13 protein-coding genes and 1 pseudogene are annotated in these 21,820 nt (G+C 62.3%); 6 read left to right on the plus strand and 8 right to left on the minus strand.

Features of this window, described 5'->3' with window-relative positions:
• Positions 1 to 5: 5 nt before the first annotated feature.
• Both menH and menD read right to left on the minus strand, forming a co-directional pair.
• Positions 6 to 776 carry a 2-succinyl-6-hydroxy-2,4-cyclohexadiene-1-carboxylate synthase gene (gene menH / locus CKW09_RS17010; protein WP_061795818.1) on the minus strand — a complete coding sequence of 257 codons (771 nt, stop codon included), beginning with the start codon at positions 774 to 776 and terminating at the stop codon, positions 6 to 8.
• Positions 773 to 2,446, minus strand: a complete 1,674-nt coding sequence (gene menD / locus CKW09_RS17015) for a 2-succinyl-5-enolpyruvyl-6-hydroxy-3-cyclohexene-1-carboxylic-acid synthase (protein ID WP_095098540.1) — start codon at positions 2,444 to 2,446, stop codon at positions 773 to 775. Before menD ends, menH begins: the two co-directional genes overlap by 4 nt.
• Positions 2,447 to 2,926: 480 nt before the next feature.
• On the opposite strand from menD, the gene CKW09_RS17020 reads away from it, so the two are divergent.
• Positions 2,927 to 11,569 (plus strand): glycoside hydrolase family 94 protein, encoded by an 8,643-nt coding sequence (locus CKW09_RS17020; protein ID WP_095098541.1) that lies wholly within the window; start codon positions 2,927 to 2,929, stop codon positions 11,567 to 11,569.
• Between the two features lie 34 nt (positions 11,570 to 11,603).
• Here the strand turns inward: CKW09_RS17020 and elaB are convergent, their stop codons facing one another.
• From elaB to idnO, 3 genes are all read right to left on the minus strand, one after another.
• Complete coding sequence (gene elaB / locus CKW09_RS17025; protein ID WP_061795814.1) at positions 11,604 to 11,915, minus strand: stress response protein ElaB; 312 nt, start codon at positions 11,913 to 11,915, stop codon at positions 11,604 to 11,606.
• A gap of 81 nt (positions 11,916 to 11,996) precedes the next feature.
• Positions 11,997 to 13,028 (minus strand): L-idonate 5-dehydrogenase, encoded by a 1,032-nt coding sequence (gene idnD, locus CKW09_RS17030; protein WP_061795813.1) that lies wholly within the window; start codon positions 13,026 to 13,028, stop codon positions 11,997 to 11,999.
• A gap of 23 nt (positions 13,029 to 13,051) precedes the next feature.
• Complete coding sequence (gene idnO, locus CKW09_RS17035) at positions 13,052 to 13,816, minus strand: gluconate 5-dehydrogenase (protein ID WP_061795812.1); 765 nt, start codon at positions 13,814 to 13,816, stop codon at positions 13,052 to 13,054.
• A gap of 263 nt (positions 13,817 to 14,079) precedes the next feature.
• Between idnO and CKW09_RS17040 the strand changes: the two genes are divergently transcribed.
• Positions 14,080 to 15,063 carry a LacI family DNA-binding transcriptional regulator gene (locus tag CKW09_RS17040; RefSeq protein WP_061795811.1) on the plus strand — a complete coding sequence of 328 codons (984 nt, stop codon included), beginning with the start codon at positions 14,080 to 14,082 and terminating at the stop codon, positions 15,061 to 15,063.
• Here the strand turns inward: CKW09_RS17040 and CKW09_RS17045 are convergent.
• Both CKW09_RS17045 and CKW09_RS17050 read right to left on the minus strand, forming a co-directional pair.
• Positions 15,043 to 15,552 carry a DUF1097 domain-containing protein gene (locus CKW09_RS17045; RefSeq protein WP_095098544.1) on the minus strand — a complete coding sequence of 170 codons (510 nt, stop codon included), beginning with the start codon at positions 15,550 to 15,552 and terminating at the stop codon, positions 15,043 to 15,045. The genes CKW09_RS17040 and CKW09_RS17045 overlap by 21 nt on opposite strands.
• 136 nt (positions 15,553 to 15,688) lie before the next feature.
• On the minus strand, positions 15,689 to 16,930 hold the full coding sequence (locus tag CKW09_RS17050; RefSeq protein WP_095100224.1) for an MFS transporter: 1,242 nt from the start codon (positions 16,928 to 16,930) through the stop codon (positions 15,689 to 15,691).
• A gap of 301 nt (positions 16,931 to 17,231) precedes the next feature.
• Between CKW09_RS17050 and CKW09_RS17055 the strand changes: the two genes are divergently transcribed.
• The 4 genes and pseudogenes from CKW09_RS17055 (at position 17,232) to CKW09_RS17070 (ending at position 19,717) form a co-directional block, all read left to right on the plus strand.
• Positions 17,232 to 18,107, plus strand: a complete 876-nt coding sequence (locus tag CKW09_RS17055; protein ID WP_095098545.1) for a LysR family transcriptional regulator — start codon at positions 17,232 to 17,234, stop codon at positions 18,105 to 18,107.
• Positions 18,108 to 18,235: 128 nt separating this feature from the next.
• Positions 18,236 to 18,495 (plus strand): annotated as a pseudogene (locus CKW09_RS24965) (type II toxin-antitoxin system RelE family toxin).
• A gap of 39 nt (positions 18,496 to 18,534) precedes the next feature.
• Positions 18,535 to 18,900, plus strand: coding sequence for a helix-turn-helix domain-containing protein (locus CKW09_RS17065; protein WP_095100226.1), 366 nt, complete (start codon positions 18,535 to 18,537; stop codon positions 18,898 to 18,900).
• A gap of 175 nt (positions 18,901 to 19,075) precedes the next feature.
• On the plus strand, positions 19,076 to 19,717 hold the full coding sequence (locus CKW09_RS17070; RefSeq protein WP_181907831.1) for a hypothetical protein: 642 nt from the start codon (positions 19,076 to 19,078) through the stop codon (positions 19,715 to 19,717).
• A gap of 641 nt (positions 19,718 to 20,358) precedes the next feature.
• Here CKW09_RS17070 and nuoN read toward each other — a convergent pair.
• Positions 20,359 to 21,816: an NADH-quinone oxidoreductase subunit NuoN gene (gene nuoN, locus CKW09_RS17080; RefSeq protein WP_061795807.1), complete on the minus strand. Its 1,458-nt coding sequence runs from the start codon at positions 21,814 to 21,816 to the stop codon at positions 20,359 to 20,361.
• Between the last annotated feature and the right edge of the window lie 4 nt (positions 21,817 to 21,820).

The following is a 21,820-nucleotide window of genomic DNA, read 5'->3' on the forward strand; positions in this document are numbered from 1 at the left end:
GTTCCTTAACCTGGGTTAACGAGAAAATCCTGCAGCTCGGCGACGAACGCCTGCGGATTGGCCAGGTGCGCGTTATGTCCGGCCTGCGGCACAATGCGCAACGGCAACCCGGCGTCGCGCGCCAGCCGTTGAAATTTGGGGTCGTTCTCACCGCACAACACCCGCAGCGGCACCGCCAGCTGCCGCAGCTGCGGCGCCAGACAGGGCTGCCGGCCCAGCGAAGTGGCCTCCAGCATATCGGCCACCGCCGCGCCGCTATTGCCGGAGCGCGCGGCGATCAGCGCCTGCCGATGCACCTGGCTGAGCTCGGTAAACACCGGCTGCCGGTACCAGTCCGCCAGCACCTCGGCGACCGGCTGATGGCGAAAACGCTCGGCCCAGGCGGCATCCTGTTCGCGGCGGCGGCCGCGCAGTGCTTCGCTGTCCAGCCCCGGATTGCCGCCTTCGATGATCGCCCCCTGCAGGCCCTGAAGCCGGCCATGGCAAGCGTGATACATGGCGATGCGCCCGCCCAGCGAATACCCCACCAGCCAGTAGCGTTCAATGTCATGCAGCTGCAGCGTGGCGCTGATTTGCGCGCTGATATCGTCAAAGCCGCGGCAAGCCACGGCGACCGAATCGCCATGGCCGGGCAGATCGATGGCCAGCGACGGCCATTCGGGGCAGCGCGCGGCGATCACCCGCCATTCATTGTTGTTGCCCAGCAGGCCGTGCAGCCAAACCAGCCAGGGACGATCCGCCTCGCCCCGCTGTAAAACGCGTGTCGCCAGCATCATTGCACCGCCATCTGTCGTATCAGCTGCTGCAGGCTCTCGGCCCCGTCGCTGGGCGGTACCTGCAGCTCGATCAGCGTCGCGCCAACGTGGCGCCACCCCTGAGCCACCGCCTGCTGCAGCTGGTCCCAGCTTTCCGGCCGCGCGTAGCGCAGCCCGAACATCGCCGCCGCGTGGCTGAATTCCACGTCCTGCGGCATGCAGTAAAAACGCTGACGATCGTCTTCCGGCGTCGGCAGCAGCGAGAAAATCTGGCCGCCGTTGTTGTTGACCACCAACAGCACCGTCGGCGCGGAGCACTGCCGCAGCAGCGCCAGCGCGTTGAGGTCATACAGTGCGGAAAGGTCGCCCACCAGCGCCAGCGTCGGTTTGGCGGTGGCGCGCTGCACGCCGGCGGCGGTGGATATCAGGCCGTCGATGCCGCTGGCGCCGCGATTGCTGTAGACCGGATAGCCGGCCGGCAGCCGGGTCAACGCATCGACCAGACGCACCACCAGGCTGTTGCCGAGGAACAGCTGGCCGTTTTCCGGCAGCAGCTCAGGCAGCCGATGCGCCAGCTGCGCCTCGCCGAAGCGATGAATCAGATGGGAGGAAGCCGCGTCCAGCGCCTGCTCCGCCAGCCGCGCCAATTCGCCGGCCCAGGGGCTGCGCGGCTGTGCCGGATGCAGCGGCAGCCACTCGGCTATCGCCGCGCAGATGCGGCGCCCGCGGTGATGGGCCGGATCGAGCCGCCCCGGCAGCGCGTCGACCAGCCAATATTCTTCGGGGCGGCACCCTTCCTGCCACTGCAGCAGGCGTTTGCCGGTCAGGCTGCCGCCAAACTGCAGCACCAGCTGCGCCTCCTGCAAAATGCGCTGAGCCTGCGGCCGCGCCAACCAGAGATCGGCGCAGGGCAACGGTTGCCCGGTCTGCGACAGCACGTCGCCGATCACCGGCCAACCGAGCATGGCGGCCCACTCGGCCAGCATCGCCCCTTCTTCGGCGCTCATCCGCCCGGCCACCACCACGCCGCGTTTCTGCCGCCAGAAGAACCAGTCAGGCTCAGGCTGCACCGCGCGCGCGTCCTGCTCGCGCAGCCAGGGGGCGCCGTCTTGCCACCAGCTGCCCAGCGCCGCCGACCACTCGGCATAACGCCGTTCATCACCGCCGTACAGCGGTTCGGCAAACGGGCAGTTGATGTGCAATGCGCCGTGCTGCAGGCGCGCCATGGCGCTGTCAACGCTGGACACCAGCCAACTGGCCGGAATATCCGGCGTCGGGCGCGGCAGATCGAGATGCAATGCGGGGTGGCTGGCGTAGAGGCCATTCTGGCGAATGGCCTGATTGGCGCCGCAGTCGATCAGCTCCGGCGGCCTATCGGCGGTGAGGCACACCAGCCTTTCGCCCGTCAGCCCCGCTTCGATCAGCGCGGGGTAAAGATTGGCCGCGGCGGTGCCGGAGGTGACGATCACCGCCACCGGCTCACGCGTCGCCTTCGCCAGGCCGAGCGCCAAATGGCCCAGCCCGCGTTCGTCAAAATGGGTATGGCAGATAAAAGACCCGTTGGCCGCCGCAGCCAGCGTCAGCGGCGTGGAACGCGAGCCCGGAGCGATACAGACATGCCGCACCCCATGGCGGGACAGCGCTTCCAACAGCAATGCCGCCCATCGGCGATTAAAAACACTTGTCGACATAGTTCGCTCACAGGTCAGTTGGCTGAGGCCCTCTCTGGCGCTGCCGCGCCAAAAGTTATGCCCGGTATTATATGGGGTGTTGTTTTGCCAACTTTTGCGCCAGCGCAAGAACGCCGTATATCTCCGCGACTTTATGCCGGTCAATACGCAGATTCATCACAACAACAAAACATAAAAATCACATAAACATCACAAGCTCCGCCGTCCAGGCCAAAGGCCCGCCGATAAAAAAGGGCCGTCCGCGCAGACGGGCGAAAAAATAAAGGCGCGGAATCAAGGCCCTCACCCAACAACTGTTTATTAACGCTAAACAATTAGCTCAAAAAACAGCCAGCGCGGCATTAAGCGGCTATACTGAGAAGGCATGTTCCTGCCTGCTGCGAACCCATATCAGATCTGCCCAGCGCGAAAAACAGGATGTTCACGATCTCCCAGCGGTTTCACCGGCTGCCCTTTTGGTCAGATGTAAGGAGCTTTTGTGTGAAAGAAATACTTATCAATTGGTTAAAAAAACAGCGCAAGTCACCCAGGATAAAACCGTCGGCCGACCGGCGAGGCAAGGGTGAACCCGAGCCCCTCGGCGGCACCATCAAGGCCGAACTGTTTTCCGTCGACCAAATGGAACGTTACGGCCAACGTCTGGCGCGCTCACACAAGCTGGCAACACGTAAGACCCCCTACTATTTACTGAAACGTCTGGATGATAACGAACGGGTGTTGGCGGAAAGTTGCCGCCAGCTCAGCAACGGTAAAAAGGCCAGCATGACGCCCGCCGGAGAATGGCTGCTCGACAACTACTATCTGATCGAAGAGCAGATCCGCGTGGTACGCCACCATCTGCCGAAAACCTTCGGCCGCGGCCTGCCGCAGCTGGCCGCCCCGCACAACTGCCCGCGCATTTACGACGTCGCCGCCGAAGCTATCGCCCACGGCGACGGCCGCTGGGACGCCGAAAGCCTGACGCGCTATATCGCCGCCTATCAAAAGGAAACCAACCTGACGCTGGGTGAGCTCTGGGCGCTGCCCGGCATGCTGCGTCTGGCGCTGATCGAGAACCTGCGGCGCGTCAGCGTTGAGGTGGCGCAGGCGCAGCGGGAACGCAACCTGGCCGACGACTGGGTGACCAAAATGCTCGAGTCGGCGGAAAACGATCCGGCCAACCTGATCGTGGTGATTGCCGACATGGCGCGCTCCAACCCGCCGCGCACCAGCGCCTTCGTCGCCGAGCTGGTGCGCCGGCTGCAGGGGCACGGCACCATGCTGGCGCTGCCGCTCACCTGGGTGGAACAGCGTCTGGCGGAGGTCAGCATGACCTCCGACGAACTGATCCACCGCTTCAACCAGCAATTGGCGGCCAGCCAGCTGTCGGTCAGCAACAGCATCGCCGGCCTGCGCCAACTGAGCGAAATGGACTGGGCGGAATTTGTCGAGACCATGAGCCAGGTCGATCAAACGCTGCGCGAGGATCCGGCCGGGGTCTACCCGATGATGCACTTCGACACCCGCGACCACTACCGCCACGTGATCGAGATGCTGGCGCGCCACAGCCGGCACAACGAGGTGCAGGTGGCCCGGCATGTGCTCAACATGGCGCGCGTGGCGGCCGAAGATCCCGCCGCCGATCCGCGCCTGCATCACATCGGCTACTACCTGATCGACGACGGCCGGCCGGAGCTGGAACAGCAGCTCGAGGTGCGGCTCGATCGCATCACCCGGCTGCGCCATGCGTTGAGCCAGGCGCCGCTGCTGTCCTGGCTCGGCAGCCTCAGCCTGATCACCACCGCCTGCTGCGCGGAGCTGCTGCGCCACGCCTACGGCAGCGGCATCGGTTGGGGATTGGCGCTGCTGTTTTTCCCGCTGGCGATCGTCGTCAGCCAGTTTGTGCTCAACCTGCTCAGCGAAGTGACCACCCGCAGCCGCGCGCCGCAGCCCCTGCCGCGGCTCGATTTTTCCTGCGGCATTCCGTCCGAGTTCCGCTCGCTGGTGGTGATACCGACCCTGCTCGACGGCAAAGGCGGCATCGACAAGCTGACCAATGCGCTTGAGGTCTGTTACCTGGGCAACGCGATGAAACACCTGCACTTTGCCCTGCTCACCGACTTCAACGACGGACCTGAGCAGCACCATGCCGACGATGCCGCGCTGCTGGCCTACGCCACGGAAAAAATCGAAGCGCTGAATGCGCGCTACCCCTGCGAAGGGCCGAGCCACTTTTTCCTGTTCCACCGCGACCGCCAATGGAACGAAAAGCAGGGCGTGTGGATGGGATTGGAGCGCAAACGCGGCAAGCTCAATGCGCTGAACGACTGGCTGCGCAACCGCGACAACGCCTTTTGCAGCCAGGTTGGCATCGGGATGGAGGTGCTGAAAAACGTCAAATACGTCATCACGCTCGACAGCGACACCGTGCTGCCGCGCGAAAGCGCCCATCAGCTGATCGCCGCCATGGCGCATCCGCTCAACCGGCCGCAGTACGATGCCGACAAGCAACGGGTGGTGGAAGGCTACGCCATTCTGCAGCCGCGCATGGCCGAAGAGATCCCCAGCTACGGTCAGGGCCGCTACGCCGCCCTGTGCAGCAGCACGCCGGGCAACGATCCCTATACGCTGATGGCGTCGGACATCTATCAGGATCTGTTCGGCGAAGGGTCGTTTATCGGCAAGGGCATCTACGATGTGGACGTGTTCTCACGCAGCCTGCAGGGCACCTGTCCGGAAAACCTGGTGCTGAGCCACGACCTGCTGGAAGGCTGCTACGCCCGCTCCGGGCTGCTGAGCGACGTATTGCTGTACGAGCAGTATCCCAGCAACTATCTGGTCGACGTGGCGCGCCGTTCGCGTTGGATCCGCGGCGACTGGCAGCTGCTCAACTGGCTGCTGCCGCGGGTGAAAACGGCCGACGGCAGCCGCTGCGCCAACCCGCTGAGCACCCTGTCGCGCTGGAAACTGTTCGACAACCTGCGCCGCAGCCTGGCGGCGCCCAGCCTGCTGCTGTTGCTGTTCTGCGGCTTCGTCTGGCTGCCGAACACCCGTTACTGGCTGGCGGTATTCGCCATCATTCTGCTGCTGCCGACCCTGCTGGCGCTGCTGCAGGATGTGGTGCGCAAGCCGCCGCGCCGGCCGTTCCACCAGCACCTGCGGCTGGCGCTGAACGGGGCGCTGCACCGGCTGGCGCAGGTCGGCCTGCGGCTGGCGACGCTGCCGCACGAGTCGCTGTTCAGCCTGAAGGCGATCGCCGTCACCCTGTGGCGGCTGCTGGTCACCCGGCGCAACCTGCAGGAGTGGACCAGCTACGATCGGAGCAAATCGCGCCAGCAGGTGACGCCGGCCAACTTCTACCGGGCGATGTGGATCAACCCGCTGGCCGGCGTCGCGCTGCTGATCCTCACCTGTCTGCATAACCCCATGGCGCTGCTGATCACCCTGCCGTTTGCTACCCTGTGGATCCTGGCGCCGTTCCTGCTGTGTTACCTCAGCCTGGAACCGCAGCGCAGCAAAACGGCGTTGAACGACGAACAGCGCCGCTTCCTGCGCCACACCAGCCGCCAGACCTGGGATTTCTTCAACACCTTCGTCAACCAACAGGAAAACTGGCTGCCGCCGGACAACTACCAGGAGATCCCTGAGCCGGTGGTGGCGCACCGCACTTCGCCGACCAATATCGGCCTGTCGCTGCTGGCCAACCTCACCGCCTGCGACTTCGGCTACCTGACGTTGAGCGAGGCGCTGCGGCGCATCGCGCTGACGCTCAATACCCTGGATCGTATGGAGCACTACCGCGGCCATCTGTACAACTGGTACGACACCCGCACCCTGGAGCCGCTGAACCCGCGCTATATTTCCAGCGTCGACAGCGGCAACCTGGCCGGCCACCTGCTGACGCTGTGCGCCGGGCTGCCCGCGCTGGCCAACCAGCCGGTGATCGACCCGCAGCGGGTGCTGGCCGGGCTCGGCGACAGCCTGGAGCTGCTGGAGCAGCACTGGGGAGACGCCGCGCCGAAAAACCTGCCCAAGCTGCGCAAACACTGGGAACAAGCGCAAAACAGCCCGCTAGCCGGCCTGTTGGCGGAGCTGAACGCCATGCGCAACTACAGCAACGGCCTGCAGGAGCCGGCGCTGAATCACGGCGAAGAAACCAAACGCTGGGCCGCCGCGCTGCATCAGCAGCTTGGCGAACTGTGCGCAGAATGGGCGCAGTGGTTCGGCTGGCTGAGCGATACCCAGCCCGAGCTGGAGCAGGCGCCCAGCCTGCGCTGGCTGGCCAACCCGCCCGTCCCGCTTGCGCTGTCGGCCGAGCAGCAGAGCCGGCTCGACGCCGCCGGCGCGCTGGCGCAGGAACGCCTGGCGCAGATGGACAGCCTGCGGCAGCGGCTGGAAAACATGGCGCGGATGGACTTCAACTTCCTGTACGACGAATCGACCCACCTGCTGGCCGTCGGCTTCAACTGCGACCAAAACCGCATGGACGGCAGCAAATACGACCTGCTGGCGTCGGAGATTCGCCTGACCAATTACGTCGCCATCGCCACCAACCAGGTGCCGCAGCGCAGCTGGTTTGCGCTCGGCCGGCTGTTTACCCTGATCGAAAACGAACCGGCGCTGATGTCGTGGAGCGGTTCGATGTTCGAATACCTGATGCCGCAGCTGGTGATGCCCGCCTACCCCGACTCGCTGCTGGTGCAAATGTGCCGGGCGGCGGTAGAACGGCAAATCGCCTGGGGCAAAGAGCGCGGCGTGCCCTGGGGCATTTCCGAATCCGGCTATTTCGGCTTCGACGCCCAGCAAAACTACCAGTACCACGCCTTTGGCGTGCCGGGGCTGGGCCTGAGGCGCGGACTCGGCGACGACATGGTCATCGCCCCCTACGCCACGGTGATGGCCCTGATCGTCGATCCGCATGCCGCCTGCAGCAACCTGATCGCGCTGGAACAAAACGGCGCCAAGGGGCGCTACGGTTTCTATGAGGCGCTGGACTACACCACCGCGCGCCTGAGCCGCGGCCAGCTGTACGTGATTGTTCGTTCCTATATGGCGCACCACCAGGGCATGAGCTTCCTGGCGCTGTCGCACCTGCTGCTGGATGCGCCGATGGTGGAGCGCTTCGCGCATTACCCGGCGTTCCAGTCGGCGCGCCTGCTGCTGCAGGAACGGGTGCCGGATGCGGTCGAACTGTACAGCACCCGCCGCCACTTCGAAACGCACGAGGGCACCATTCAGCCGGCCAGCTTCAGCGCGCGCGAGTTCAGCCGCGTCGACACGCCGGTGCCGGAAGTGCAGCTGCTGTCCAACGCCAATTATCACCTGATGCTGACCCAGGCCGGCGGCAGCTACAGCCGCTGGCAGAACCTGGCCCTGACCCGCTGGCGCGAAGACGCCACCTGCGATAACTGGGGTGCCTTCTGCTATCTGCGCGATCCGCAGACCGGCGAGGTGTGGAGCAATACCTGGCAGCCGATCGGCGCCGCCGCCAAGGGGTATCGCGCGGTGTTCAACGACGCCGGCGCCGAGTTCCAGCGCCGGCAGGGTTCGCTGTCGGTCAAAACCCAGGTGGTGGTTTCGCCGGAAGATGATATCGAGCTGCGCCGCCTGACGCTGGTAAACCGCGGCAAACAGCCGCGCACCCTTGAGATCACCAGCTATGCCGAAGTGGTGCTGGCGCCGGCGAACAACGATCTGGCCCACCCGGCGTTCAGCAACCTGTTCGTGCAAACCGAACTGTTGCCGGAACAGGAGGCCATTCTGTGCCACCGCCGCCCGCGCGAACCCAAGGAGAAAAGCCCGTGGCTGCTGCATATGATGACCGTGCAGGGCAACAGCAGCCAGACCTCGTTCGAAACCGACCGCGCCAGGTTCATCGGCCGCGGCCGCACGCCGGCCAATCCGCAGGCGCTGTATCAGAATGCGCCGTTGACCAACAGCGCCGGGCCGGTCATCGATCCGATCATCGCCATTCGCCAGCGGGTGGTGCTGGAGCCCAACGTGCCGCTGACGCTGGATATTTTCTATGGCGTGTGCGAAGACCGCGCGGCCAGCCTGGCGATGCTGGAGAAATATCGCGATCGCCACCTGGCGGACCGCGTCTTCGAACTGGCCTGGTCGCACAGCCAGGTGGTATTGCGCCAGCTGAACGCCACGGAGGAAGACGCCAACCTGTTCAACCGGCTGGCCGGCGCGGTGGTGTTCCCGGCGCAGGAAATGCGCGCCGCCAGCAGCGAAATCATCAGCAATCGCCGCGGCCAGTCCGGGCTGTGGGGGCATTCGATCTCCGGCGATCTGCCGATCGTGCTGCTGACGGTCAGCGACGGCGAGAACATCGCGCTGGTGCAACAGCTGATCCAGGCGCACAACTACTGGCGGCTGAAGGGGCTGCTGGTGGATTTGGTGATCCTCAACGAAGATTCCGGCGGTTACCGGCAGGATCTGCAAAATCAGATCATGGGCCTGATCGCCGCCGGCATGGAATCCACGCTGACCGACAAGCCGGGCGGTATTTTTGTGCGCACCAGCGAACACATGTCGGTGGAAGATCACCGATTGCTGCTCAGCGTCGCTCACATTTACCTCGACGATCGCCGCGGCGGGCTGACCGAGCAGCTCAATCAGCGCCTGCAGCTGCCGCAAACCCTGCAGCAGCCGCTGTCGCCGGTCACCGCCTCGTCGAAGCTGGCGACGGTGGACAATCTGCCGCGCAATCTGCATTCGCCGCAGCTGCCGGCCATCGACGACCTGCAGTTCTATAACGGGCTGGGCGGCTTCTCCGCCGACGGGCGCGAATACGTCATCGCGATGAACGAAAGCAAGGTAACCCCGGCGCCCTGGTCGAACGTCATCGCCAATCCGCTGTTCGGCACGGTGGTCTCGGAGAGCGGCCAGGCCTATACCTGGTATGAAAACGCCCATGAGTACCGGCTGACGCCGTGGGATAACGACCCGGTCTGCGATCGCGGCGGCGAAGCGTTCTACCTGCGCGACGAAGAAAGCGGCCACGTCTGGTCGCCCACGCCGCTGCCGGCCCGCGGCCGCGGCCACTACCTGACGCGCCACGGCTTCGGCTACAGCCTGTTCGAGCACCGCGAAGGCGGCATCGACAGCCAGCTCACCCTGTTGGTGGCGCAAGAGGCGCCGGTGAAACTGTTCCTGCTGACGCTGACCAACAACTCCGGCCGCACCCGCAAGCTGTCCGCCACCGGCTATATGGAGTTCATCCTCGGCGACCTGCGCAACAAATCGGCCATGCATATCGTCACCCAGGCCGCCGCGCCGGAAGGCGGCTGCGGTATTTTAGCCACCAACCACTACGGCGGCAGCGGCTCCGAGCGCACCGCCTTCTTTGGCGTCACCGGTGCGCACTGTTCCTTCAGCGGCGATCGGCGCGAATTTATCGGCCGCAACGGCTCGCTGGCCAATCCGGCGGTGCTGAAGCTGCGCCGGCTGTCCGGCAAGGTCGGCGCCGGGTTGGATCCCTGCGGCGCGGTGCAGTCGGCGCTCAGCCTGATCGACGGCGACCAGCGCAGCCTGGTGTTCGCACTGGGGCTGGGGCAAAACGCCGACGAGGCCGAAGCATTGCTGCAGCGCTACCTGAGCGAGGACGCACTGCAGGACGAGCGGCAACGGGTCGCCGCGCACTGGGACGGCATGCTGAACAAGGTGCAGATCGGTACGCCGCACCCGGCGGTCGATCTGCTGGCCAACGGCTGGCTGCTGTACCAGACCCTCTCCTGCCGCATTCAGGCGCGCAGCGGTTATTATCAGTCGGGCGGCGCCTTTGGCTTCCGCGATCAGCTGCAGGATACGCTGGCGCTGACCCACGCCGCGCCGCAGCGGCTGCGCGAACAAATCCTGCTGTGCGCCTCGCGTCAGTTTATCGAAGGCGACGTGCAGCACTGGTGGCATCCGCCGCAGGGCAACGGGGTACGCACCCGCTGCTCCGACGATTATCTGTGGCTGCCGCTGGCGATCTGCCACTATCTGGACGCCACCGACGATCACGGCATACTCGAAGAGCAGGTCGGTTACCTGGAAGCGCGCAAGCTGGCGCCGGGCGAAGAGTCTTCTTACGAACAGCCGGCGCAGAGCGCCACCCGCGAATCGCTGTATCAGCACGGCGTGCGGGCGCTGAAACACGGATTGACCTTCGGCGGGCACGGGCTGCCGCTGATGGGCGCCGGCGACTGGAACGACGGCATGAACATGGTCGGGCTGGAGGGGCGCGGCGAGAGCGTTTGGCTGGGTTTCTTCCTGTTCCATATCCTGCAGCGTTACGCCGCGCTGGCGGAACGCCGCAAAGACGCCGAGCTGGCCGCACAGTGCCGCGAGCAGGCCGCCACGCTGAAGGGCAATCTGCACCAGCACGCCTGGGACGGCGAGTGGTATCGCCGCGGCTACTTCGACGGCGGAGAGCCGCTGGGCTCGCACCTGGCGGCGGAGTGCCGCATCGACGCCATCGCGCAGAGCTGGTCTATCCTGTCCGGCGCGGGCGAACCGCAGCGCAGCCGGCAGGCGATGCAATCGCTGGATAAACACCTGGTCGATTCACAGGCCGGGCTGATCAAACTGTTGACGCCGCCGTTCGACGGCAACGGCCCCAACCCCGGCTATATCCGCGGTTATCTGCCCGGAGTGCGGGAAAACGGCGGTCAATATACCCACGGCGCGGTGTGGGCGGTGATGGCGTTCGCCGAAATGGGCGATATCGAACGCGCCTGGCAGCTGATGGCGCTGATTAACCCGATCAACCACAGCCTGGACAGCACCGCCGCCGAGCGTTACAAGGTCGAGCCTTACGTGGTCACCGCCGATATTTACGCGGTAGAACCGCACATCGGCCGCGGCGGCTGGAGCTGGTATACCGGCTCGGCCGGTTGGATGTATCGGCTGATCCTGGAGTCGCTGCTGGGGCTGAAACGCCGCGGCGATCGGCTCACCGTCAACACCCGCCTGCCGGCCGACTGGCCGCAGGTGACGCTCAGTTACCGCGAAGGCGGCAGCGAATATCGGCTGGTGGTGCGTCAGGGCGAGGGGGAAACTCAGGTCAGCGTAGACGGCGCCGTGCAGCCGGAGCCGACCATCACGCTGGTCGACGATGGGAAGGTCCATCAGGTTGAGGTGACGCTGGGGCGGTGATGACGAGGGCGCGGCATCGCTGCGCCCGTTTTCGCTATTTGCGCGCCAACAGCAGGCCTAACACCAGCCCCAGGGTGGCGCCAATGCCTACGCTGTGCCAGGGGTTTTCACGCACGTAGTCGTCAGTGCGATACACCGCGTCTTTGGCCCGCGCATAATAAGACTCGGTGGTGTCCGCCAGCCGCGACTTGACCTCACTCAGCGCCTGCTCGGCGTGTGCCTTGATGTCGACGTAAGCCTGATCGGCGCGATCGCCGGAGTACTGCAGCACCTCCTCCAGCGTGTCGGTCAACATTCTCAGATCGTCGTCGAGCGTGGTTTGATCGGCATCCGTATTTCTCGCCATAGTGAGTTCTCCGTGGTTGAAAAATTAAACATTCCTTAACTATAGACAAGGATCGCCGACCGCGGCCATCAGACTTTTGCCCTAAAACACCAGCTGTACCTTGGCGGCACGGCTTTTGTCGCCGGCAAATTCCAGCGCCTGCGCCAGCTGATGATTGTCAAACTCGGCGGACAACAGCGGCAGCGGATCGATCCTTCCTTGCGCCAGCCAGGCCACCGCCAGCTCAAACTCCTCGACGAAGCGGAATGACCCCAACAGGTTCAGCTCTTTGGCAATCAGCAGCATCAGCGGGAAGTCGGGGAAACTGCCGCCCATGCCCACCTGCACCACCGTGCCTTTGGCGCGGGTGATTTCCAGGCAGCGCTGCAGGGAAGACGGATGGCCGGCCACCTCAAAGGCGATATCGAAATACCCCTTGTCCTGCAGATAACCGCTGAAATCCGCCTCGGCGGCATGCAGGCGGACGCCGGCCCCCATTTCGCCGGCGATAGCCAGGCAGCGCGGGCTGAGATCGGCGCAGACGATCTCGCCGGCCCCCAGCGCTTTCAACGCCGCCACCAGCAGGCAGCCGATCGGACCGACGCCGGACACGAACACTTTCTTGCCCGCCACGTCGCCCGGCTGTTTCGCGGCGTGGATCGCCACCGCCAGCGGTTCAGCGAACACCATCACCTTGTCGTCGCGATCGGCGTCGAAGGCGATGCATTGCGCGCTGTCCACGATCTTGTACTGGGTAAAGGCGCCGTCGACGTGCGGGAAGTACATCGCGCTGCCGAAGAAGCGCATCCCGGTGCACTGGTTTTGCTGCTGCGCCAGGCAGTACTTGCACTGTCCGCAGGGTTTGCTGGGGTTGAGCGCCACCTTCTGCCCCGGCGTCAGCCGCGGCGAATCGCTGGCGACCACCTCGCCGATCACTTCGTGCCCCAGCACCATCGGCTGACGCACCTGAAAACTGCCGACTTTGCCTTCCTGATAGTAATGCAGGTCCGATCCGCAGATGCCGCCGCGGCTGATTTTCACCAGCGTGCCCTGCCCCCGGTAATTCACCTCCTGCGCCACCACCGCCACGTCATATTTGCCGTTGACCACGCAGGACTGGGTTTGAATTTTCATCTCAGCTCTCCAAAGTGGGCGCGTTACACCGCCGCAGACATGCCGCCATCGACAAACAGCAGGTGGCCGTTGACAAAATCGGACGCTTTGGAAGACAGGAACACCGCCGCGCCGATCAGTTCCTGCGGATCGCCCCAGCGCGCCGCCGGGGTGCGCTTGGTCAGCCAGGCGGTGAATTCCTGATTGTCGGCCAATGCCTGGGTCATTTCGGTTTTGAAATAGCCGGGGGCGATGCCGTTCACCTGAATATTGTAGCGCGCCAGCTCAACGCACATGCCGCGCGTCAGCATTTTCACCGCCCCTTTGGAAGCGGCGTAAGGGGTGATGGTGTCGCGGCCCAGCTCGCTCTGCATCGAACCGATATTGATAATCTTGCCGCTTTGGCGTTGAACCATATGGCGCGCTACCGCTTGCGACACCATAAACACCGCCTTCTGATTGACGGCGATAATGTCGTCCCAGTCTTGTTCCGGGAAATCGGTAAAGGGATGGCGACGCTGGATGCCGGCGTTATTGATCAACACGTCGATCGCGCCGACCTTCTCCTCGATGCGCTCGATGGCGGCGTGGATCGCCTGGGTGTCGGTAACGTCAAAAGCCGCCGCGTCGGCGCCGAATCCCTCGCTGCGCAGGCTGTCGACCGCGCGCAGGGCGTTCTCTTCGGTGGTCGCGTTGACCAGGATATGCGCGCCATACTGCGCCAAACCGCGCGCCAGCAGGAAACCGATGCCGCGCGAAGCGCCGGTAATCAATATTTTTTTATTATCCAGCGAAAACAGGTTGTTCATAACATTCCCCGGCAATCTCGTTCTGATTAGGACAGGCGTCTATCTCAGCGGATTGTTACCGGTAAAAACGTGATTGAGATCACTTAAAATCATGTTACTAAACCCTGTTACCCTTAACGTGAAGCCGCGCAGTGAATTGCGCCGGCAATGTCTTACACCTTATTGAATTATATGATTTTTATAGTTATCGGCATCGATTGTTATCACCGGATCGATTTGTTAACATGGCCTATCAGCCATGCCTCACCCCGTTAAGGCGCCGAATGAAAAACCAACGCGTTACGCTGCAGGATATTGCGCTGCTCGCCGGCGTGACCAAAATGACCGTCAGCCGCTATCTGCGTACGCCGGAAAAGGTGGCGGCCGACACCGCCGCGCGCATTGCTCAGGTGATGCAGGAAGTGAACTTTACCGACGGCGACGGCGCGCGCGCCAATCAGAAACCGCGCATCGGCGTGCTGATCCCGTCGTTCAATAATCAAATCTTCGCCGACCTGTTGGCGGGCATCGAATCCATCGCGCTGGAACAAGGCTATCAGACGCTGGTGGTGAACTATGATTACAGCCAGCAACGCGAAGAAGAACATATCGCCCAGCTGTTGGCTTACCCGATAGCCGGGCTGATCCTCACCGATTCGGCGCATACCCTGCGGGCGGAGAAATACCTCGCCGCGGCGAAAATCCCGGTGGCGCAGGTGATGGATCTGGACGGGCCGCCGGGGCGGATCGCGGTAGGTTTCGACAACCATCAGGCGGGTTACGACATGACCGAAGCGCTGCTCGCCAGCGGCAAGCGGCAGGTGGTCTATTTCGGCGCCATGTCAGACGCGCGCGACAACAAGCGTTATCAGGGATATTGCCGGGCGATGGAAAGCCAGGGGCTGACGCCGCGGCAGATCACCCCGCACCGGGTTTCTTCGGTGTCGGTCGGCGCCGACATGCTGGCGACGGCGCGCCGCCTCTATCCTGAGCTGGACGCCATCCTGTGCACCAACGACGATCTGGCGGTAGGCGTGCTGCAGGCCTGCCTGCGGCTGGGGCTGCGGGTGCCGCAGGATATCGCCCTGTCTGGCTTTCACGGCCTGGAGATCGGCCAGGCCACCACCCCGGGCATCGCCAGCGTGATCACCCCGCGTTTTGATATGGGCAAGGTGGCCACCGAAATCTTGCTGAAACGCATTAAAGGCGTGCCCTGCATCGAGCGCGTCGACCTGCACTACCGCATCTCACTCGGCGGCACTATTTGATTCGGCGCCTCGCTGCGTAGCCTGCGACCGCCGCGCCTTTTCGCCGCGCGCCGCCAGCCACAGGCCGCTGTTTTTCATCGCATAGCCGAACAGCAATCCCACCAGCAGCGACATCGTCACCCGCGGCCAGTCGCCGCCGCCGGCGAAGGTGGCGCAGGCGCCGATAAAGGTGCCGGGCACGAAGCTCAGCCACTGCTGCCGGGCCTGGATGCACATCAGAAAAGCCACTGCGCCGGTCAACAGGTAACCCAGCATATTCCATTCCGGCGCCAGTTTGCTGCCGTGAACGATCGCCATCGCCCAAAAGACCCCGCTGCAGCAGGTGAGCGTGGCGATCAACAACCCTTTCAACCCACCCTGCGGGCAGGCGAAATAGGCGGTGCAGCCGAGGAAACCGGCCCAGCCGATCAATCCCAGGCTGACGGCCACCCATCCCCAAACGCCGGAAAGGATCCCGGTAGTCACAGCAATGGCGAAAAGAACGTTCATACACCGACCCGCAGCAGAGAAAGCGCGCAGTTTACGCGAAAACCGGCAACATCAAGTGATATGAGTCACACAAACAATGCAATAACGGAAAACTAAATTTCAAAATAGTGCTGTAAATCACAAAACAGAACCAGCATCAGCGCGAGAACCCCGCACGGGTCACCATTAGGCTCAACAGCAGGCAAACTGCGGCGCTGGCCAGGAACAGCAGGTTGGCCGCCAGCTGCAGATCGGCATGGTCGATCACCACGCCCAACAGGATCGGCACCCAATTGGCGATATAGGCGATAACATAGAACAACGATATCAGCCGCGCATGGCTGGCCGGCGGCGAGATCAGGTTCACCAGGGTGGCGCTGCCGACGAAAATGGCCCCGTAGGCGTAACCGGCAATCGCCATGCCGACGGCGGCCAGCCCCAATGAATGGAGCTGGATCGCTGCGGCGAATATGCCCACCGACAGCGCCTGCGTCAGGCAGCCGCACAGCAGCGAGTGGCGCGCGTTGATGCGGCGGCTCAGCAGCTGGCTGATACCGGCGATGATCAGGTAAACCGCGATCGCATAGCCGAAGGCGCCGCGGCTGTGCATGCCCAGCAGCTTTTCCGACACGCTCGGGCCAATCGCCAGAATGCTGGCGGCTATCGCCCAACAGATGAACAAGGCGCCGGCGCAGAGGAAAAACCTGCCGCCGGTGGCGCGCAGGCCGTCGGCCAATGCGCTTTTCGCGGCCGGCTCCCCCAGTTGCCCCCCCGCTGCCGCGGCGGTCTCCGGCGCGCGCGGCCATTTGAGCATCACCCCCAGGGCGGCGACGGCGGCCACGCCCATGATGATAACGAACGGCGTCGAGGTGGCGTGAAAGCCGGTTTGCAATGCGACGCCGCTAAAAATCGGCCCCAGCGCCAGGCCGGTGGTGAAGGACAACGTCGCGATCAGGGCGGCGCTTTTGCCGCCGTCTTTCGGCCCGAAGCGCACCAGCGCAATGTTCGCCGCGCCGGTCAGCGCCCCGGTGCCGATCCCGGCCAGCAGCCGCGCCATCAGCAGCATGAAGAAGGAATCCGCCAGCGCGAACAGCCAGGCGCCGGCCAGCACCACCAACAGCGCCGGCACGATCATGCCGCGCAGATCTTTCACCTTGCCGGCCATGTTGCCCACGCCGAACAGCGAAATCAGCACGCCGGCGGCATAGGCGCCGTAGATCATCGTCAGGCTGACTGAACTCAACCCCAACTGATGTTGATAAAGCGGATATAGCGGCGTAGGGGCGCTGCTGTTCAGCAGCGCCGACATGAGCGCCAGCGCCAAAAACAGCAGAATGGCGCAATGCGACGCGCCCAGCTGCGTTTTAGCCGTTTCTTCAACGGCGGCGGTATTTGACATCATTACTCCCGGGCCTCTCAGGCAACAGCCTGATGATTACCCTGCTCTGAACGAAAAGGCATGCATCATACCGCCCGGCCATGACGCGCAGAATAGCCAAGAATGCATCGGGGTGATTCATTAGTGCATCGCCGATGCTGGCGTTAAGGTAACATTGACGTTCAGCGGCAGGCTGATGCATTTATTAACAGCCTGAAACAGAATAAATAATTATGATATACCGGCGTTATTTTCAGCATAAACCGGCCTGTGCGCCGGGTGAAAATGATCGCCCCCGACCAGCCGGCATAAAGGAAATGGCATGATGAATTGGGATGATGCACGCTTCTTTCTGGCCGTCGCCCGCTGCGGTACGCTACGGAAAGCCGCCAACGAACTTCACGTCGACCAGGCCACCGTCGGGCGGCGTATCGCCGCCTTCGAAGAGGCGCTGGGCTCAAAACTGTTTATCCGCACGCCGAAGGCCTTCTCCCTCAGCCCGCTGGGCGAAGAGATGCTGGCGGACGTGATGAATATGGAAAATTCGGTGCAGGCGATAGGCCGCAAGGCCACCAGCGGAGACGACAGCCTGCGCGGCAACGTGCGCATCGCCACCACCGATACCCTGGCCGAAGCCTTTGTCATTCCGGCGTTGAAACAGCTGCGCGAACGGTATCCGTCGATCACCGTCACGCTGCTGACGGCGGTCAATATCTCCGATATCTCGTATCGCGGCGCCGACCTGGCGATCCGCGGCGCACGCCCGGATGCCGATGAGCTGATCATCAAACGCATGGCCACCATCGAAATGGGGCTGTACGCGACTCAGGATTATCTCGACAGGCACGGCATGCCGACCCAGGGCGATCATCTGCGCGGCCACGACCTGCTGATGTTCCCACGCGAGCTGGTGCCGCGCCACTGGAACGATTTTTGCGGCGAAGCGCTGCTCGACCCCAACGTGGTGCTGCAGTGCAATTCGCAGCTGCTGCTGCGCTCGGCCACCCGCAACGGGCTGGGCATCGGCCTGCTGTCCGCCTTCCTGGCGGACAAGGATCCGGACCTGGTGCGCATCTTGCCGGAGAATAAGGACTGGGTGGATATCTGGCTGGTGCTGCACCCCGATCTGCAGCGCGCCGCCCGGGTGCGCGCGGTGGTAAGCGCGTTGGAAGAGTCGTTCACCCGCAACCCCGGCTGATGGCGCCCACTCGGGGGGAGCATGCCTGACCCCCGTTCCCTTTCTTGCTCTATTTGCATTGTCATTATTAGATAATAATCTTATTATCTAATTTTCGCACAGGACGTGCCGCCGACGCCGAGGGAACGATGGTAAAGATTGACTGGTCGCGCAAGGCACTTAAACAATTGATGACGCTGCCTTACAGGATCGCTCAGCCATTAAAGACAGAGTCGATGTGCTGAGTACGTTTCCCCCCGCCAGAGTAGACATTAAAAAAATGCAGGGCATCGATAATCAATACCGGCTACGCGTCGGCAGTTATCGCGTTATTTTCGATATAATCGATGGTAAACCGACAGTGTGCCTAATCCAGCAGATCAAGCGCAGAACATCGACGACTTACTGAGCCGCGATAAGTAGAAATACATGACCCGAGGTGTGCCAGATGGCCAAGTTGCAGTATATCCATGATGAATCGGGCAAACCCTTGTATGTGGTGCTGCCTCTCGATGAATATAAAAAGCTGGTGAACCAGCGAGATGAATATAAAGCCATTTCCTATCAAGCTGACGAGAACGACGATGAGACGGTGCCTCACGAGGTGGTCGCCATCATGTTGGATCAAGACGTCAGCCTGATCGCCGCGTGGCGACTTTTCCGCGGCTTGTCGCAGCATGAGGTGGCCGAACGCTTGGGTACCACCCAATCGGCCGTGTCCCAATGGGAAGCCGTAGATTCTAAACCGCAGAAGAAAACCCGGGAAAAGCTGGCGGTGCTATATCGCTGCCGCCCGGCGCAGACGATCTTATAATCCCCGCCCCTGTAGCGCGGCGAAAAATTTCGGACTGAATTGCAATAGAATCCGGACTGCGAACACCTCAAAAAATAGGCGATACTGGACAGTCCGAAACAAAACGCCGCAAGGTAATTGAATCGACTGGAGCCATTGGTTATCGTAACGGGAGGATAACCAATAAGGAAAAGCAATGGATGCTAAGATGACCGTCCAGGCGATTGCCTCAGGCCTAATCTCCATACCTGAAGATATCTACCTCGGTGTTGAGCGAACGCTACAGGATTTCGGCCTGTCGGACGGCAGATCATTCACGCAGCGCAGGAATATGGCTGATGACTTACGGGTCATGCGCGCTCTCCGGAATCTGATCCGCGACAGGAATACGATAAGAAAAGTTGCTGAACTCATTGTCAATGATGTTCTCGACCGTCTCCCCCAGCCAACACTGCAAAAAATCCATGATAAATTGGTTGGTGGCGGTATTACATTCGCCTCTCGTGCAGCCCTGCAAATCGCCATATCTACCTACCTGGGCACCAAAGTTTTAGGCGGCATGCTCTTGCCGGTGATGACGAAATTAGCCGTGCGTGGAACCACAGGCGCTATGCTGGGTGGCATAGTAACCCAAGGGCTTATCTCCCGCGCATGCTCTACCTCGCGTCGCTTGCAGCATGAAAACCCTGGCCTGTGGCGGCGCTTGTCGGTGCATGACTACGATATGCTGTACTTCCTCTTTGAAGAGCCGTTGAAGCCTTACATCGCTGCTGGGCGCGAACTGCGCAATAATCCGCAAAACACGGAGAAATTTATCAGTGCTATCGAAAATATTTAGAGTCATCAGGAAGGTTATTGCTGAGGTCTCCGGGGCGCTGGTGATATCCGTCGGTGTGTTAGGGATGTTCATGACTGGGTTCCTGAGCGAAGGCATTATGCGTGTCGTGTGGCCGGTGGTTATCTTCATTGCTGCCCTGGCCATCTACGGTTTAACTTGGTTTATATCCGACAAAAAAGATAGAAAATAAATAGTTACATGAAAATTAAGCCGGCGAAATGCCGGCTTTTTTTTTGTTTGTACGGTGGGCCTAGTTGATCGCCAAAACCGATCGAAATCGAAATATTGATCTGTGTAATCGATTGTCAATTTCGATCGAATCAATGGTATTAATAGGTAAACACTCCAACACCAGGGTATCCCCCCAATAAGGCCCACGCAGATGGGCCTTTTTTACGCCGAGGTTATTTAGTCCATGGCTAAACGTGGTTTCGTCAGGTTTGCCGGCTTACTTTCTGCGCTATCTGTTGCGACGGGGTTCACCCGTTGGCCTGAGACGATGTTCATCTCTTGCATCGTCATGCTGGCCATCTGGCTACATGCAGAGTTTGATTGTCAGCCCTAAACCACCTCCCCAGGAGGTGGTTTAGGGCTGACAAAAAAAGGTCGCCGAAGCGACCTTTTTGCTGTCTGAACCCCGATCAGAACATCGGCTGCGCCATCTGCACCAGGGTAATCAGCGGCTGCGGATAAACCCCCAGCAGCAGCACCAGCGCCGCGGAGATCAAGACCACCACGCCGCCGGCGGTCAACGCCCAGTTGTTCGGGGTATCGCGCTGCAGCGATTCCGGCGCGCTGAGGAACAGGCTGACGGTGACGCGCAGATAGTAGTACAGGCCAATGGCACTGCCCACCACCACCGCGCCGGTCAGCCACCACAGGTGCGCGCTGACGCCCATCGCAATCACGAAGAACTTGCCGATGAAGCCCAGGGTCATCGGGATACCGGCCAGCGACAGCATCATCACCGTCATCACCGCGGACAGGATTGGCTTATGCCAGAACAGGCCGCGGTAGGAGAACAGCGAATCCGCATCCGGCCCGCGGTACGGGCTGGACATCAGGCTGACCACGCCGAACGCGCCCAGGCTGCTGAACAGGTAACCGGCCAGGTAAACCCCGGCGGTTTCCAGCGACAGCTGATGCGTTTGCACCGCAATCAGCGCCACCAGCAGATAGCCCAGGTGAGCGATCGACGAGTAGCCCAGCAGACGCTTGATGTTGGTCTGGCTGATGGCCATCAGGTTGCCGAACAGGATCGAACAGAAGGCGATGATCGACAGCACCAGGCGCAGCGCCTCGCTGTCGGCCGCCGGGGCGTACAGAAACAGGCGCATCACTACCGCGAAGATCGCAATCTTGCTGGCGGTGGCCAGGAAGGTCGAGACCGGCGCAGGCGCCCCCTGATACACGTCCGGCGTCCACAGCTGGAACGGCACCAGCGACAGCTTGAAGCCCAGGCCGACGATCATCATGCCCATGCCGGCCAGGATCAGCGGCTGGTGCATCATGTTTTCCTGCAGGCTTTTGCCCAGGCCGGCCAGCGACAGGTCGCCGGACTCAGCGTACAGCAGCGCCATGCCGAACAGCAGGAATGACGAGGCGGCGGCGGACAGCAGCATGTACTTGATGGCGGCTTCCAGCGGACGCTTCTGGCGGTAGGCATAGCCCACCAGGCCGAACAGCGGCAGCGAGATCAGTTCGATACCGATGAACAGCGACGCCAGATGGTTGGCGCTCGCCAGCAGAATGCCACCCAGCGCGGCAATCAGCACCAGCAGGTAGAACTCTTCGCGGTTGTCCGGGTAACCGACCAGCCACGGGTAGGCGAAGGTGCAGGTCGCCAGACTCGCCAGCAGCACCAGCCCGGTATAGAACATCGAGTAACCGTCAACCCGCAGCAGCGGGGTGACGTCCATTGGGCCGGCCTGGCCGACAAAGTACAGCGAAAGCAGTGCCAGGTTGAGACCGATCACCGTCAGGGTGGCGTTGATAAAGTGGTCGCGTCGCCACGCAATGCCTAGCATCACAACCACCACCGTCAATCCGACGATCAACAGCGGCAACAGTGCGATCAGTTGTTGAGGAGTTATTGTCATGGCG

Source organism: Serratia ficaria (genome assembly GCF_900187015.1).
In the GTDB taxonomy this organism is placed as follows: Bacteria; Pseudomonadota; Gammaproteobacteria; order Enterobacterales; family Enterobacteriaceae; genus Serratia; species Serratia ficaria.

What these genes read in the sequence shown, in the direction of transcription:
- CKW09_RS17070 (WP_181907831.1), top strand. Translation starts at nt 19,076, where the DNA reads ATGGATGCTAAGATGACCGTCCAGGCGATTGCCTCAGGCCTAATCTCC.
- menD (WP_095098540.1), bottom strand. Translation starts at nt 2,446, where the DNA reads ATGTCGACAAGTGTTTTTAATCGCCGATGGGCGGCATTGCTGTTGGAA.
- CKW09_RS17055 (WP_095098545.1), top strand. Translation starts at nt 17,232, where the DNA reads ATGATGAATTGGGATGATGCACGCTTCTTTCTGGCCGTCGCCCGCTGC.
- idnO (WP_061795812.1), bottom strand. Translation starts at nt 13,816, where the DNA reads ATGAACAACCTGTTTTCGCTGGATAATAAAAAAATATTGATTACCGGC.
- CKW09_RS17045 (WP_095098544.1), bottom strand. Translation starts at nt 15,552, where the DNA reads ATGAACGTTCTTTTCGCCATTGCTGTGACTACCGGGATCCTTTCCGGC.
- nuoN (WP_061795807.1), bottom strand. Translation starts at nt 21,816, where the DNA reads ATGACAATAACTCCTCAACAACTGATCGCACTGTTGCCGCTGTTGATC.
- idnD (WP_061795813.1), bottom strand. Translation starts at nt 13,028, where the DNA reads ATGAAAATTCAAACCCAGTCCTGCGTGGTCAACGGCAAATATGACGTG.
- CKW09_RS17040 (WP_061795811.1), top strand. Translation starts at nt 14,080, where the DNA reads ATGAAAAACCAACGCGTTACGCTGCAGGATATTGCGCTGCTCGCCGGC.
- menH (WP_061795818.1), bottom strand. Translation starts at nt 776, where the DNA reads ATGATGCTGGCGACACGCGTTTTACAGCGGGGCGAGGCGGATCGTCCC.
- CKW09_RS17050 (WP_095100224.1), bottom strand. Translation starts at nt 16,930, where the DNA reads ATGTCAAATACCGCCGCCGTTGAAGAAACGGCTAAAACGCAGCTGGGC.
- elaB (WP_061795814.1), bottom strand. Translation starts at nt 11,915, where the DNA reads ATGGCGAGAAATACGGATGCCGATCAAACCACGCTCGACGACGATCTG.
- CKW09_RS17065 (WP_095100226.1), top strand. Translation starts at nt 18,535, where the DNA reads ATGGCCAAGTTGCAGTATATCCATGATGAATCGGGCAAACCCTTGTAT.